This window comes from Roseomonas sp. CAU 1739 (assembly GCF_039839775.1).
In the GTDB taxonomy this organism is placed as follows: Bacteria; Pseudomonadota; Alphaproteobacteria; order Acetobacterales; family Acetobacteraceae; genus Neoroseomonas.
This window is the reverse complement of record NZ_JBDOQQ010000003.1, coordinates 132,900-147,446: the sequence shown is the minus strand read 5'-3', so window position 1 is coordinate 147,446 and position 14,547 is coordinate 132,900. Positions and strand designations below refer to the sequence as shown.

Here is a 14,547-nt window from a genome sequence, read left to right as displayed (position 1 = left end):
GCCGTCGTGCCGATATTTCCGTCGCCAAGCGGAAATGGGCTGGGCGTGCCGGCATCTGCCTGTCAGTTAAAATTTTCCATAATATACCTTATGCGGTATTTGGACGCCTGATAGCCAAGACACGCGCCGAGCGCCGCTGAGCCTTCCCGCTGTGCCAGCCAGTCAGGTCCGAGAGCCGTCAGCGAGCCCCCCCTGACACCAGGGGCCCGGGCCTTTGACTTGGACCAGCGCCGCGAAGGCGGCCCGCCGGTCGTCCGGCGAAAGCCAAGCAAAACGCCAAAGGCGTGTCCGTCACCTGACCGCCGCCGGCCGGGTCTGTCGGCGATCCCGCATCGATGGCGTGATGGCCCTCGCTTCAGCTCGCGAAGGCCGGCCTGAAGGGCTGTGCCCGCTGGAACGCATCGGCGATGCGAAGCACCATCGCATCGGTGCAGCGGGCGCCGGCGATCTGCAGCCCGATCGGCAGCCCCTCCCCGGTCCGCCCGCAGGGCACGGACACCGCCGGCCCATGCGACAGGTCGAAGGGGTAGGAGAATTCCGCCCAGACCAGCCAATCCCAGACATGGTCCGGCCAATGCGCCGGGCGCTGGCGGCCAACCTCGAAGGCGGCGACCGAGGCGGAGGGCGTCACCAGCGCGTCCCAGCCGCCATCGGCGAACCAGCCATTCACCTCGGCGGCGTACGCGATGCGGCGGCCGGCCGTGGCGATCGCCTCCTTCACCGTCAGCCCGGTGTATTCGTCGAGGCAGGCAACCAGGCCCGGATCCATTTCGGCGCGGCGGGCCGGATCGGTTTCGATGAACGGATACATCGCCACCGCCCAGACCAGGCGTTCCAGTTCCGGCCCCTTGGGACCCCAGGGCGGCGTCACCTCCTCGACCGTCGCACCGAGCGCCTGGAGCGTGGCGAGGGACGCACGGACCGCCTCGGCGACATCGGGATCGACGCGGGCATGGCCAAGATCGGGGCTATAGGCGATGCGCAGCCCCTTGAGGTCCGGCCCCCACACATCGGTGGACTGAAATTTCATCGGTAATGTCGTATGATCCGCAGGATGCAGGCCAGACATGATTTCCAACATCAAGGCCGCATCGCCCACGCTGCGTGCCAGTGGCCCGGCATGGGAGACCGAATTGTTGTTCGGCACCGGTGCATAGGGCACCAGCCCGAAGGTCGGCTTGTGCCCGACCACGCCGCAGAAATGCGCCGGCAGACGGATCGATCCGGCTCCATCGGTGCCGAGATGCAGCGCTCCGCAGCCCGACCCCGCCAGCGCCGCGGCACCCGAGGACGACCCGCCGGCGGTCCGCCCACGCAGCCAGGGATTATGCGTATCCCCGGTCAGTGGGCCGCTGCTGACGGCGGTCCAGCCATTCTCGGTGGCGGTGGTCTTGCCGAGGATGATGCCCCCTGCCCCCCGCAGCCTGGCCACCAGCGGCGCATCGGCGGCGGCCGGCGTGGTGGGTGTCAGGCGCGACCCACGCCGGGTCGGCAGGCCTTCCACCGCCTGGACGTCCTTGATGGTCACCGGCACGCCATGCAGCGGGCCGAGCGGCACGCCGGCCATCACCATAACCTCGGCCGCGCGGGCCGCGTTCAGCGCACCTTCGGCGTCCAGGGTGGCGAAGGCGTTGATCCGTGGCTCCCAGGCGGCGATGCGGTCCAGCACCGCCTTCGTCACCTCGACCGGCGAAGCCCGCCGGTCGCGGATCATCTGCGCCTGTTCGACCGCGGTCAGGGTCGCGAGGTCGCTCATGCCGCGCGCTCCCAAGCCGCGACGTCGAGGAAGGTGGATTGGTAGCAGGCGCCCTCCCCCATATCGGTCAGGCGGTCGTCGCAAAGCATGTTCACGGTGCCGGACACCGCCTCGCCATCCGGCCGCTGACCGGGAACGAGGACGACGCCCTGCTGCACTTCATCGCTGACCCGCAGCACCAGGCCGACCGTGCCGAGGTCGTTGAACAGGCGCACCTGGTCGCCTTCGGCAAGGCCGCGACGGGCCGCTTCGGCCGGATGCAGGATGGCGCAGGGCGCGCCCTCCCGCTTGCGCAGGAAGGGCGAGGCCGCATAGGCGGTGTGTGCCTGGAAATAGCCCGGCGCGGTCAGCAGCCGCAGCGGCCAGCGGGCGGCGTCGGCGGCCTCGGTGGGGTCTTCCTCCCACACGGGCATGGGCGCCACGCCCTGCTGCGCCAGGGTTTCCGAGTAGATTTCCAGCCGGCCCGACGGCGTGCGGAACTCCTGTGCCGTCGGCGGACTGACCTTCACCGGGCCATCGAAGACCCGGGCGGGATCGACCTCGGCGATGATGCCCGTCGCGCCGGCAAAGAAATGCGGGACGATGTCCTTCGGCGTCATGGAGAAGGCCGGATCGGTCAGCCCCATCCGCTGGCCGAGCGCCTGGGCCAGATGGAAGTTCGACATGGCCTCATGCTGCGGGGCAACCGCCGCCGGGGCGTACTGCATGCGGTAGGAACCGTAGGAGCGGTAGAAATCCTCGGTTTCCAGATAGGTCGTGGCCGGCAGGATAATGTCGGCGAAGCGCGCGGTGTCGGTCATGAAGGGGTCATGGACGACCGTGAACAGGTCCTCCCGCGCCAGCGCCCGGCGCAGCCGGTTCACATCCGGGTTGGTCACCGCCGGGTTGTTGGCGGCGATGAACAGGGCGCGGATCGGCGGGTCGCGCATCTCCTCCAGCGCCTCGCCGAGCGCGAGGTGGTTGACCATGCGCGCGGAGGCCGGGCCGGAGGGCTTGCCCACGAAGCCGAACTGGAAATCCATCGATCCGGCGGCGAGGAGCAGCGCCCCGCCCCCTTCCCGCCCATAGGCGCCGGTCAGCGCCGGTAGCGTGGCGACCGCGCGCAGTGCCTGGCCGCCGCGGGCAAGGCGCGTCATGCCCTCCCCCAGCCGGATCAGCGAGGCCTTGGCCGCGCCATACATGGCCGCGAGGCGTTCCACGTCATCGACCGACAGGCCGGTGATCTCCGCCACACGCGCCGGCGGGAAATTCGGCAGCACCTCGGCCGACCAACGTTCGAAGCCGAGCGTATTGGCCTCGACATAGGCACGGTCCAACAACCCATCGCGTTCCAGGATATGAGCGATGCCGCAGGCAAGCGCCGCATCCGTGCCGATGCGGATGGGCAGGTGCCAATCGGCACGCGCGGCGGTCTGGCTGCGCCGCGGGTCGATCACCACCAGCTTCACGCCGGTCTTGCGCACCTTCTCCAGCAGCGCCCAGAAATGGACGTTCACCGCCATCAGGTCGCAGCCCCAGGCGATCACCAGGTCCGAATGGACCACAGCCTCCGGGTCGGTTCCGCCGACCGGGCCGCAGGTCATGTCCCAGGCGGTCTCGCAGCAGGTGTCGCAGACCGTGCCGGCCTGCAGCCGGGAGGTGCCGAGGGCATGGAACAGCCCCGACACCAGCCGCCGGTTCATATGCCCCTGATGGGCGGAGTAGGCATAGCCGAGGATGGCTTCCGGCCCGCTCTCGGCGATGACGGCCTTCCAGCGGCTGGTGATTTCCTCTAGCGCGGCATCCCAGGTGATCGGCTCGAACTGCCCGCTGCCCTTGGGCCCGGTGCGCCGCAGCGGCGTGCGCAGCCGGTCGGGCGAATGCACCGTCTCCATGTCCCGGTTGACCTTGGCGCAGGCGAATCCGGCCGTGTAGGCCTCGTCCGGATCGCCCTGGAGGCGCACTAGGCGCCCCTCCTCGACCTCCGCGACCAGGGAGCACATGTCGGGACAGTCATGGGCGCAGACGACGCGGACCTTGGTCATGGGTGGGCGTATTCCTTCGGACAGGGCGGCAGTCTCGGAAAGGATGGCGCGCGGCGCAACTGGCCGCGGGGGCTTGCCAGGGCGCGGCGGTCGCGGGACGACAGCATGCCACCCGCACCGGATCCGCCATGACCGACGCACCATCCGCCATCACCCACCTGCTGGACGTCATGGCGCGGCTGCGCGACCCGGACACCGGCTGCCCCTGGGACCAGGTGCAGGATTTCGCGACCATCGCCCCCTACACCATCGAGGAAGCCTACGAGGTGGAGGACGCCATCGCCCAGGGCAACCCGGCAACACTGCTGGATGAACTCGGAGACCTGCTGTTCCAGGTGGTCTACCACGCCCGCATGGCCGAGGAGCGCGGCTGGTTCGCCTTCGCCGACGTCGCCGCCGCCATCAGCGCGAAGATGGTGCGCCGCCACCCCCATGTCTTCGGCGACGAGGAAGCGAGGACCGAGGATCAGCAGATCGCCGCCTGGGACGTGCAGAAGGCCGCCGAGCGGGCGGCACGGGCGGAGACCGGCACGCTCGCCGGCATCCCGACCGGGCTGCCGGCGCTGACCCGGGCGGCCAAGCTGACGCGGCGCGCCGGACGGGTCGGCTTCGACTGGCCGAACGCCGCCTCGGTGCTCGACAAGCTGGAGGAGGAGGCTGCGGAACTACGGGTTGAGTTGGAAAATGGTCAGCATCAGCCTGATCAAGCAGCAATTCGGGACGAGGTTGGAGACCTGCTTTTCGTGTTGGCCAATCTGGCGCGGAAGCTCGATCTCGATCCCGAAGATTGCCTGCGCGGGGCCAATCGAAAATTCGAGCGACGCTTTGGATTTATCGAGCAATCACTTAAAAATAAAGGAAAAACACCGGCCGATTCCTCGCTGGGTGCGATGGAGGAGCTGTGGCGGGAAGCCAAGCGCCATGAGCGCGATGAAGGTTGATCGCAGATGCGCATCTTGATCTTTATACTTCTGATTTTACAATTTATCTCAACCAATGATGCGATCGCGCAGCCGCGCCGGACCTTGCTGGACACCGGAGCCGAGGGCCGGGTTGTAGCGGCGCCGCAGGGCGTGGGCGAAACCTTGCGCCTGACACGCAACGGCCAGACCCTCTGGCAGGCTCAGGCCCAGCGCTTCGAGCCCTTCGCCGGGGGTGAACCCATCACCATCGCCCCCGGACAGGTTGCCACCGGCATCACCGGCTGGACCGGCGGTGCCTATTGCTGCTGGACCCTGCACCTGTTCCGCGCCGATGCCGGCACCTTGCAGCACATCGGGTCGCTGCCGCTTGGCAAGCGGGAGCCATCGGAGATCCGCCTTCCCCCGCCCGGCGGTGGCCCCTCCATCCTGCTCGCCGACGCCGCCTTTGATTTCTGGGAGGCGCCGATCAGCCGGTCCACCGACCTGCATCCCACCGTTCCGTTCCGCTGGACCGGACGGCGGCTGGAACCCGATGTGGCGGCGATGCGCCGGCCGGTCACCGCGGCGTTGGGGACAGCCTGTGTCGAGATGGCCGCTCCGGCTGATCGCCCACCGCCGGAGCAACGCGTCACGACCTACCCCGACCTCGCCGCCGCGCTCGCCAGTCTGCGCGCAGCCGATTGGAACGCCCAACGCGGCACGCATCCGGGTGTGGAGGCGGCGCGCCTGGCTGCCTGCCTGATCTATGCTGGCCACGCCGCCGAGGCACAGCGCCTGCTGAGTGAGGCTTGGCCGCCTGGAAGCGCCGGCTTGCCTGAAACGGAACGGCAATTGGCGGCCCGGCTGGCGTGCAGCCCCTTCGTCGCGGCGGTGCGGGCGGCCAATGCGCCGGGGGCGCCCTATCTCAGCGGCCGCTGCGCTCCGCGGGGAAATGACCAGACCGCATTGTACCGGCTGGGATGGCGCTGAAGCCGGAAGGGCGTGGACCATCGACGCCGGAACGGGCTGGCGCTGCGAAGCAATCGGAGAGGGCTTTGTTCCCTCCGGACCTCCCCCACCAAAGGCCAGTGGGCCTTTGGTGACCTCGACCTGGCGCTGGCCGCGATCGTCAGCGCCAAAGGTATGGTTCACGTCGGGCGGAGAGCGTCATCCCAGCCCCCAAGACTGGCCATGATGCCCAGCACCAATTGACGGTTTCCAAAGGCCCACTGGCCTTTGGTGGGGTGGCTTGGAGGGGCAACGCCCCTCCAATTCTTCTGCATCACCATCACTCAAACAGGACGCCGCCCACCCATCACGCGGGCCGCGTCTCCGCCTTCACCGTAACCCGCGCCTCCGGCAGCGGGATGAACTCCTTCTCGTCCCCCGGCACCTTCGGGAAGGCTCCGGCCTTCCAATCCGCCTTGGCCTGTTCCAACCGCTCGCGGGACGATGCGACGAAGTTCCAGAACAGGTAGCGTGGCCCATCCATCACGGCTCCACCGAGCATCAGAACCCGCGCCCCACGCGGCCCCGCCGTCAACGCCAGCGCATCCCCGGCACGGAACACCAGCATGCGCCCTGCGTCGAAGGATACGCCGGCCACCTCGACCGACCCTTCAACGACATAGGCGCCGCGTTCCTCGTGCTGGTCCGGCAGCGGCAGGCGCGCGCCCGGCAGCAGCACGGCATCGGCGTAGAACAACGGCGAGGAGACATCGACCGGTGCGCGCAGGCCCCAGGCCTCCCCGGCGATCAGCCGCAGCGACATCCCACCCTCATCGACCATCGGCAGCGCCGCGGCATCGTGATGGGCGAATGCGGGGGCGCTGTTCTCGGCCGATTTCGGCAGGGCGACCCAGGACTGGATGCCGAACATCCGCCGCGGCCGGTCGCGCAATGCAGGGTCGGTGCGCTCGGAATGGACGATGCCGCTGCCGGCGGTCATCCAGTTCAGCGCACCCGGGCGGATCGGCTGGGCGCTTCCCAGGCTGTCGCGGTGGAAGATCTCACCCTCGAACAGGTAGGTCACGGTGGACAGGCCGATATGCGGGTGTGGCCGCACATCGAGGCCCTTGCCGGTGAGGAACTCGCCCGGCCCCATCTGGTCGAAGAAGATGAAGGGCCCGACCATCTGGCGCTCGCGAGCCGGCAATGCGCGGCGCACCTCGAAGCCACCGATGTCGTGGGCGCGAGGAATGATGACGGTCTCGAGGCCCGGCGGCGGCGGCGGGCAGACCGGGTCGGCTTCGTCGAGGGTGCTCATGGCGGTTCTCCTGCTGCGCGCAGTATCGCGATGCGATGCGGACACTGCCATGCCCTGCCCCTGATGGCCGCCATCACGAAGCGGCATGTGCCCGCCCTCACGCCGGTCGGGCGACGGAAGGGATGGGCCAGGGCGGCCGGGAACCCGGCCGGTTGCGCCAGGATGTCGCGGAAAACATTCGGTCGCGCCGCAGGCGCGAACACAAGGTCCCGTCCCGCCGCGGTGATCGATGTTTGCCTATCCCTGCGCGCCATGATGCTTTGGCATCATGTCCGTGCGAATCACAGCGCGCCGCATTGCCGAGGTCGCCGGTCTTGAAGCGGAATGGCGGGCATTGGAGGCGCGCGCGCCGGGGGCATCCTTCTTTCAAGGATGGACCTGGATGGGCTGCCTGGCCGAGGAACGGTTCCCCAACCCGGTCGTACTGCGGGCCGAATCGGACGGAATGACTCTGGGCCTTGCGCTGTTCAACCGCCGCCGCGGCGGGCTGCACCTGTCGGAAAGTGGCGAGGCTTCGCTCGACGCGCCGTTTGTCGAGCACAATGCGCCGCTGATCGACGACGGCATCGCGGTGGACCTGCTGCCCGCGTTGATGCAGGCGGCCTGGGCGGCCGGCGGCGTCAGCCACATGGCGCTGAGCGGCGTGCCCCCCGCGGTGGCGGGCGCGGCCGGTGGCTGGGCCTGGCGCCGCCATGAACACGTTGCACCGCGCGTGGACCTCGACGCCATCCGAGCCGCAGGCGGCGACTATCTGGCCCGGCTGAGCGCCAATACGCGTCAGCAGATTCGCCGATCCCTGCGCGCCTATGCCGCGCAGGGCGCGTTGCGCATGGACCGTGCGGCCAGCATCGGCGAGGCGACCGACTGGCTCGATGCACTCGCGGCGTTGCACGGACAGACGTGGCAAGCCCGCGGCAAGGTCGGCGCCTTCGCCAATCCGTTCATGCTGCGCTTCCACCGTGCCCTGATCAGGCGCGGCCTGCCGCGCGGCGAGGTTGAGCTGCTGCGCGCTCGCGTCGGGGAGCGGGTGATCGGCTACTTGCTCAACCTGCGGCGCGGCGGATGGGTTTGCGCCTATCAGAGCGGTTGCGATCTCGCCGCCGCGGGAAGGGACGAGAGGCCAGGCATCATTTGCCACGTACTGGCGATTGAGCAGGCGCTGCGGCTTGGTGAGCGGGTCTACGACTTCCTGGCCGGCGATGATCGCTACAAGCGCAGCCTCGGCACCGATGAGGCGCGCCTGGTCTGGCAACGGAGTCTGCGCACACGCTGGTTCGTCCGCGGGCACACCGAATTGGCGCCGCTCGCTGCAATGTGATGTATTTGGGTCACTTTCAGTGGAGAATCGGCCTTTAGGTGCCATCGCACGCAATCCGACGTTGAATGTTGCGATCTCGGTCCGCAATTATAGGCTGCAGCAACGGCATCCACATTCAGAACGATAGTGGTGCGCTGCAGCAGATAACGTGAGGCGATCGGACGTGCTTGATCATCCAGTTGAGGGCTCTCGCGCCGAAACGAGCGTTCTGGGATATCTCCCCAGCGACGTGCCGCGGCGGCTGGCCTGGCCGGCGGCGGCAGCCAGCATCGTTGTGATGTCCGCGGCATTGTGGGGCATTGTCGCGGTCGCGGCCTCGGCACTTGGCCTTATCTGACGCCCTCACCCTGGGCGGTCGTCGCCTGACCGCCGCCCAACGAATCGAGCAGGTCACGAAGACCCTCCTCCACCGACAATGTTGGCGGCAGACCGAGCGCAGCGCGCGCTCTCACCGGTGAGCCAAGCGAGTCGCGAATCTCGCCCTGCCGCGGCGGCGCCAGGTGGACATCTGGCCGGACCCGGCAAATCGAGCCGACCATTTCCAGCAATTCGGCGATCGAGCAGGCGTTGCCCGAGCAGACGTTGAACACCGGCGCCGCACAGGCCGCATTGGGCAGTGCCGCGACGAGTGCCGCGACGACATCCCGCACATGGATGAAGTCCCGGGTCTGTCCCCCGTCCCCGAAGATGGTCACCGGCTGTCCGCGGCGGATCCGGTCGCAGAAGATGCTGATCACGCCCGAATAGGGCGAAGCCGGGTCCTGCCGTGGGCCGAAGACGTTGAAGAAGCGCAACCCGACCGTCGGCACACCATGGACGTGCCCGGCGACCAGCGCATGCAACTCGCAGCCGAGCTTGTCAGCGCCATAGGCCGAGAGCGGGCGGGGCGTGGTGCTTTCCTCGATCGGCAGGTCCTGTGCATTGCCGTAGACCGCCGCCGAGGACGCGTAGATGACCGGGACCGGCGCACCACGCACCGTCGCGGCCGCCCGCGCGGCATCGAAGACCGCGATGGTGCCCGAGAGGTTGGTCCGGTGGGTTCCCAACCAATCCCGAGCCGCCCGCTCCACCGAGGCTATGGCGGCCAGGTGAAAGCAGGCATCCACCCCGTCCATCGCCCGCGCCAGCGTGTCCGGGTCGGCGATGTCGCCACGGAACAAGGTACTGCCAGGCAGCAGATGCGCCATCTTGCCGGTGGAAAGATCGTCGAGCACCCGCAGCCGATCCCCGCGTGCCGCCAGTGCAGCGCAGAGGTGCGAGCCGATGAAGCCGCAGCCGCCGGTGACGAGTATGGTGCGTGGTCGCGGCATGAAGCCCCCTCCGCCATGGTCCCGTCGGTCACGCCCATCCATGGAGGCTGCCGTGGGGATTGCTCGGCTTCGCCGGCGCTGCAATGGCGACGAAGCCCGTGGTCATTATGGTTCGGTCACCGCCCGGAGGCGGTGTTACGTGGCACACATCCCGCGACTGTCAGAATCCCGGCTGCGGCACGCCGCTGCGCACCGTCTCGCCAATATCACTGAACATAGCGCCCATCCTTGTCTGCCGAACGATCCGCATGATGCTCTCCTGTACGTCGGCATCGAGTTCCTTCTTCCACCTGATGGCCGATTCATTGGTGTTCTTGAAGATTTGATAGTATCGATCCACGCCTGAATAGCTCGTGCTGTCGCGGACAAACTGGTCGGTCTGCGGATTGGGAGCGAGTTGCGCGAAGTGAAGCAGCTCGCGCGCCTGCATCTCGGGATCGGCGCAGAAATCCTCGTAGCGAATGACCTTGAAATGGGCTGCGTCGCGAAGCTGGTCCATCGCGAACTCGTTCATGATCGCCCAATCCCAGGCGTGCTGTTCCGCGGGACTCAAGGCTGCAAGGATTTCGGGCGTCAGGCCGTACCGGCGGCCGGTGCTTGCCATCGCGCTGCCCCCCGTGCCGAGCGAACCCTCGAACTTGCCGAGCGCCCGACCACGCAGAAGCGAGGCCACCTGCCCGCAGGGATGACGCAGGATGAGCACGAAACGGCTCCGCGGCATGGCGGCAGCAAAAAGGCCGGCACGCCCCAGTGCACTGACCGACTTCATCACCAGCCGCAATTCCGGGCGGCGTCGGATATCGACGAAATCGGGGATCTGTACGCCGCCGGCGAAGGGCCTGAGCGGGCGCACCTCCTCCATGGCCCGCAGGCCCAGCAGAAATGCGCGCCGCAGCGCCGGCGCCAGGGCACCATGGAAACTCTTGGGAAACACCGGCAATCCGCCAGCCGTCCGCAGCGACCGCGCATCGATCAGCCGCTCAAGGTAGCGGCTGGCGGTGGCCTGGTAGCGCGGTATCTCCTCCGTCTCGCACAGCGTCGGGAAGCTGTAGTCCTGGAGGTCGATGTCGGGTTCATGCCGGTACAGAACGTCCGGGTGGCTGTCGAGGATCTTGGCAATCCAGGTGGTACCCGACCGTGCTCCACCGAGGACGAACACGGTCCGCTCGGACACATCGCCTGCGCGCCCTGGCGCTGCGTCCCCGGGGGGCGCCGTGGTGTCAGCTACGTCTGTCATTCACTACCTACCGTGCCCGGACGCGATACAGCGTCCAGGTCGATGCGCTGCCCGGCACCGGGACAATGCAGGCCGAAGCAGATACCCGTCAAAGGGTTGGTCCTCCCGCCATCGGGACGACCGCCGCCGGCGCGCGGCTGAAAAGCGCGCGATAGGCCTCGAGCATGACGCCTTCGTCGAAATCCCGCTCGGCCTTCGCCCGGTTCGCCGCCCCCAGCCGCAGCCGCAACGCCGGATCGGCGGCAAGGCCGGCCAACGCGGCCACCAGCGCCGTTTCGTCACGCGCCACCACGAAGGGAGCATTTTCGGCGGCGAGCATCTCCCGCACATCACCGACATCCGTGGCTGCGACCGGTAGGCCGCTCGCCATCGCCTCAAGAATCGACAGAGGCATCTGCTCGGTATCGGAGGACAGGGCGAAGATATCGAAGCGGCGATAGGCCCCCGAAGGGTCACCGAGTTCGCCCTCGAACCGTACCCGATCCGTCAGGCAGCGTTCGGCCGCCAAGGACTCGAGGCGTTCGCGTTCCAGCCCGCCACCCACAATCACCAGCCGCGCAGCGACGGAGGTCGGCAGGCGTGCAAAGGCGCCGATCAGCCGGGCAATGTTCTTTTCCGCCCGGAGCGAGGCGACGGTGCCGATCGTCACAGCCTCGGCGGTGCCGCCCAGGCTCCCGCGCGCGCTGAAGCGGGCAAGGTCGATCCCGTTCGGGATGTAGCGCAGATGGCGCTCGCGCAGCCGCCAGACATCGGCGGCGATGCGCCACAGGCTGCGCGACGGCACGACCACCGGCGTGCGTCGCAGCAGCAGGCGACGCATCCAGATCCGGCGCGGGAACTGGCGCGACTGTTCCTCCGGGCCGAAGCCGTCCTCGATATGGATGTGGCGCAGCAGGGGCGGCACGTTCGCCAATGCCCATTCGATGGTGCCCCAATTGTGGGTCACGAGCAGGTCGGGCTTCAGCGTTCTCAATGCCGCGCGGAAGCGCCGGACGTTGCCGAACGTATCCCCCTTGCGGATCGACACGTCCGGCCACGCCACAGCCAGCGCCGGGTCGAGCCGCGCCGCACAATCCGTCATGCCGTCCATCGCAATGACGGAGTGCCGGAAGGCATCGCCCCAGTGGTTCGCCAGGGTCGCGAAGCGCCGCTGAGCGCCGCCCATCTCGAATGAGGGAAACACGCTCAGCATCAACGGCGCCGGCGCGCCGGGCGTCGCTGAAAGCCGAGTTGGTGCCAGGTCGGGGGCAGCGTCCACGGGGCTGGCCACTGTCACGTCAACGCCGCGTCGCCGTGCATCGTGGGACACGGCCGGGAACACGGGGCAGGCTGCGCGGCGTGATGTTGTTGGTGGGCACCTCCGCGTGATCGGCGGGCCCGGTTCGTGGTGGTGGGTTGCTCGACAAGAGTGACTGATAGACTGCGCGCGCCCCGGGGTGTCCAAGCACGTCCTGCAGCAGGGCGAGGCTCTGCAAGGCCAGGCGTCCATACTCTCCGGCGCTTTTCTGCCAACCGGTGCCGTTGCTTTCCCCCCGGCTGCGCATCGCGGCGCCGATCTCGGCCCAGGTTCGATAAAAGGCGCGCGGCAACTCGACAGGTTCGGAGACCGTCATGGTGAAGGCGGCCCCGTCATTGCGGGCGAAGCCTTTGCTCTCCGCCTGGAAACGACCGACCAGGTACTGCGCCATCCAGGCCAGCAATGCGCGCGCATCCTCATTGCCCTGCCGCGCCGCGGCGGCGACCGAGGTCGCGAGGTAGTCCTGCTGCCATGGCGCGATGGTCCCGGGACCAAAACTGAACGGCGGCAGCCAGCCCTGTGCCTCCCCCTGCATGGCGCCCCAGGCCGTGGTGCGCGAACGCGCCCAGCGCCAGTTGCGCGATGCGACGTCTCGGAAATAGGCCTGCTGTGGGCTGTCGTCGGGACTGATCCAGGCGGCCTCGTTGATTTGGCGCATCGCCCAGGCGTAGGAGCGGACCTGGCGGCCATACAGCATGTTAACCCCCTGGGCGGCACCCGCGGCCTCCCGCCGCGGCAAGGGCCATACCGTCAGCACGTTCCAGGCTGCCTGCGCCTCGAGCTCATCGAGGAAGGCGCGCCGGCCGCTGAGCAGGTAAGGAACGAAGGCAAGGTCGGGCTGGTGCGAGGGCTCGGCATACCAGCCAGAGACGGAGTGGTCGTCCACCACTTGCAACAGCGACTTCGGCGGCGGGCCGTTGCGCTGGTCGAACCAGAAATCGGGCCAACGTCGCTCATCCATCCAGCCGCCGCGCGGGTCCCACATGTGCCAGGGTACCGAGCCCGCCGTCTCCGCCTGCCCAAGGCAATACGCGGCGGCGCGCGGATCGCCGGTGGTCAGCCATGCTGCCTGCCACAGCGTTGTCGCGCCGATATCCCCCCGCGCCCCCGCCGTTTCCATATAGGCGGTCACCCCGCGCCGGCCGAGCGGGGCCGCCCAGGTCGGGTCGGCCATTTCCCGCGCCATCCCGGCGAGCAGCGTTTCGTCCACGCCGGTCGAGAGATCGTAATGCGCAATCGCGCCGGTCTCGGCCAGGTAGGCCGTATCCGGCCGCAGCAGGGGAGGCCACATCTGGGCATAAGGGGCCGCGCCGATCAGCCGCCCCCAACCCTGGTATTGGAAATGCCGCAGATCGCCGGTGCGAAGGACCTGTCGTCCGTCCAGCGTCAGGAGCACGTTGTAGGTCGCCGTGCCGCCACCCTCGCGCATCGCGATGTCGTTGCGGAACCAAATATCCAGCCAGATCGAGCCATCCACCTGCACGGCGATGTCGGCGACCAGGCGCATGGAGGTCGCGCCGCCCACCGCACCGGCCGGCACCTGCGCCGTGACGCGGCGCTGCACGGCGATGGGCCCCTGCCGCCAGGGCCGCTCGGCTGACGGCGAGGACTGCGCCATGGCGAACAGGCTGGCCCGCCAGGGCGTACCTCCGCCAACCGGGCTGATGGTCAGGACGGCTTCGTGCCCCGACAGCGCCGCCGCGTAGTCGAGCGGCGGCATGACGGGCTCGGCGGTCGCGCGGGACAGCACCACGCCGAGCCGCCGGCCACGCGGCGCCGCCGGGATGACAAGGCTAACCGTGGCGAAGCGTGCCGACCCATCGGGATGGCGGACCGAGACATCAGCCTGCACGGCCATGGCCTGGCCGTCGGCGGACCGGGCCGCCAGCCGCGCCTCGCGCGGCAGGTCGCCTTGCCGAAAGGCCTGGCCGATGGTCACCACGGCCCTGTCCGGCGTCCCGAAGCCTTCGAGCAGAAAGCCGGTGATGTCGCCGGGCCGGTCGGCGCAAGGCACCGGCGCGGCGAGCACCAGCCCCCCCTGCCTCGGCGCGCCGGACTGCGCGAAGACATCTTCCGGCGTCGTGCAACCGGCGATCAGGGCGGTGGCGATCTTCGCCACCTCGCGTCGGCCCTTGCCGCTTGTCATGACGGACGCCGGGGGTGGGCGGGCGCGGCGGCATGGCGCCGGTCGCGATCCGTCTTCGACGGGCGCTGGGCCGTGGCCCGCGCCGCCCTCTGGCGCCAGGACACCACCTCCTGCCCCGCCGGCACGCCGGGGTCGCCCGGTTCCGTCGCCGTTGGCGGCGCGAGGCCATCATCCTTCATCGCGAAGGGCCACCAGAGACCATCCTCGCTCCCTTCCGGCAAGGCCGCCCAGATCAGGAGCCAGCCCACACATGCCACCATGAGAACGAAGTAGAGCGTCTGCATCATGCGG

11 protein-coding genes are annotated in these 14,547 nt (G+C 68.7%); 3 read left to right on the top strand and 8 right to left on the bottom strand.

From position 1 onward, the window contains the following. Window positions 1-355: 355 nt before the first annotated feature. Entirely contained in the window at window positions 356-1,756 is a 1,401-nt protein-coding gene (locus AAFN86_RS06860; protein ID WP_347542531.1) for an amidase family protein, read from the bottom strand. Beyond that, the gene (locus AAFN86_RS06855; RefSeq protein WP_347542530.1) at window positions 1,753-3,780 is read right to left on the bottom strand and encodes a molybdopterin-dependent oxidoreductase; all 2,028 of its coding nucleotides are present in this window, start codon (window positions 3,778-3,780) and stop codon (window positions 1,753-1,755) included. The genes AAFN86_RS06860 and AAFN86_RS06855 overlap by 4 nt, the downstream gene beginning before the upstream one ends. 128 nt (window positions 3,781-3,908) lie before the next feature. Between AAFN86_RS06855 and mazG the strand changes: the two genes are divergently transcribed. Together mazG and AAFN86_RS06845 are read left to right on the top strand one after the other, a co-directional pair. Continuing rightward, window positions 3,909-4,721 carry a nucleoside triphosphate pyrophosphohydrolase gene (mazG, locus tag AAFN86_RS06850; protein ID WP_347542529.1) on the top strand — a complete coding sequence of 271 codons (813 nt, stop codon included), beginning with the start codon at window positions 3,909-3,911 and terminating at the stop codon, window positions 4,719-4,721. 132 nt (window positions 4,722-4,853) lie between these two features. After that, on the top strand, window positions 4,854-5,672 hold the full coding sequence (locus AAFN86_RS06845; RefSeq protein WP_347542528.1) for a hypothetical protein: 819 nt from the start codon (window positions 4,854-4,856) through the stop codon (window positions 5,670-5,672). 325 nt (window positions 5,673-5,997) lie between these two features. On the opposite strand, the gene AAFN86_RS06840 is transcribed toward AAFN86_RS06845, so the two are convergent. Continuing rightward, on the bottom strand, window positions 5,998-6,948 hold the full coding sequence (locus AAFN86_RS06840; protein WP_347542527.1) for a pirin family protein: 951 nt from the start codon (window positions 6,946-6,948) through the stop codon (window positions 5,998-6,000). A gap of 382 nt (window positions 6,949-7,330) precedes the next feature. Here AAFN86_RS06840 and AAFN86_RS06835 point away from each other — a divergent pair, with 382 nt between their 5' ends. After that, window positions 7,331-8,266: a GNAT family N-acetyltransferase gene (locus tag AAFN86_RS06835; RefSeq protein ID WP_347542526.1), complete on the top strand. Its 936-nt coding sequence runs from the start codon at window positions 7,331-7,333 to the stop codon at window positions 8,264-8,266. A gap of 329 nt (window positions 8,267-8,595) precedes the next feature. On the opposite strand, the gene AAFN86_RS06830 is transcribed toward AAFN86_RS06835, so the two are convergent. From AAFN86_RS06830 to AAFN86_RS06810, 5 genes are all read right to left on the bottom strand, one after another. Beyond that, window positions 8,596-9,576, bottom strand: coding sequence for an NAD-dependent epimerase/dehydratase family protein (locus AAFN86_RS06830; protein WP_347542525.1), 981 nt, complete (start codon window positions 9,574-9,576; stop codon window positions 8,596-8,598). Window positions 9,577-9,736: 160 nt separating this feature from the next. After that, window positions 9,737-10,750 carry a sulfotransferase gene (locus tag AAFN86_RS06825; protein ID WP_347542524.1) on the bottom strand — a complete coding sequence of 338 codons (1,014 nt, stop codon included), beginning with the start codon at window positions 10,748-10,750 and terminating at the stop codon, window positions 9,737-9,739. A 151-nt stretch (window positions 10,751-10,901) separates the two neighbouring features. Then, a complete protein-coding gene (locus AAFN86_RS06820) occupies window positions 10,902-12,071 on the bottom strand; it encodes a glycosyltransferase (protein WP_347542523.1) in 1,170 nt (389 codons plus the stop codon). Between the two features lie 19 nt (window positions 12,072-12,090). Then, a complete protein-coding gene (locus AAFN86_RS06815; RefSeq protein WP_347542522.1) occupies window positions 12,091-14,256 on the bottom strand; it encodes a hypothetical protein in 2,166 nt (721 codons plus the stop codon). After that, a complete protein-coding gene (locus tag AAFN86_RS06810; protein ID WP_347542521.1) occupies window positions 14,253-14,543 on the bottom strand; it encodes a hypothetical protein in 291 nt (96 codons plus the stop codon). The genes AAFN86_RS06815 and AAFN86_RS06810 overlap by 4 nt, the downstream gene beginning before the upstream one ends. Between the last annotated feature and the right edge of the window lie 4 nt (window positions 14,544-14,547).

Bases quoted from the DNA above. Each gene is read 5' to 3' on its own strand.
- mazG (WP_347542529.1), top strand. From the start codon at position 3,909: ATGACCGACGCACCATCCGCCATCACCCACCTGCTGGACGTCATGGCG.
- AAFN86_RS06810 (WP_347542521.1), bottom strand. From the start codon at position 14,543: ATGATGCAGACGCTCTACTTCGTTCTCATGGTGGCATGTGTGGGCTGG.
- AAFN86_RS06860 (WP_347542531.1), bottom strand. From the start codon at position 1,756: ATGAGCGACCTCGCGACCCTGACCGCGGTCGAACAGGCGCAGATGATC.
- AAFN86_RS06815 (WP_347542522.1), bottom strand. From the start codon at position 14,256: ATGACAAGCGGCAAGGGCCGACGCGAGGTGGCGAAGATCGCCACCGCC.
- AAFN86_RS06855 (WP_347542530.1), bottom strand. From the start codon at position 3,780: ATGACCAAGGTCCGCGTCGTCTGCGCCCATGACTGTCCCGACATGTGC.
- AAFN86_RS06835 (WP_347542526.1), top strand. From the start codon at position 7,331: ATGGGCTGCCTGGCCGAGGAACGGTTCCCCAACCCGGTCGTACTGCGG.
- AAFN86_RS06840 (WP_347542527.1), bottom strand. From the start codon at position 6,948: ATGAGCACCCTCGACGAAGCCGACCCGGTCTGCCCGCCGCCGCCGCCG.
- AAFN86_RS06830 (WP_347542525.1), bottom strand. From the start codon at position 9,576: ATGCCGCGACCACGCACCATACTCGTCACCGGCGGCTGCGGCTTCATC.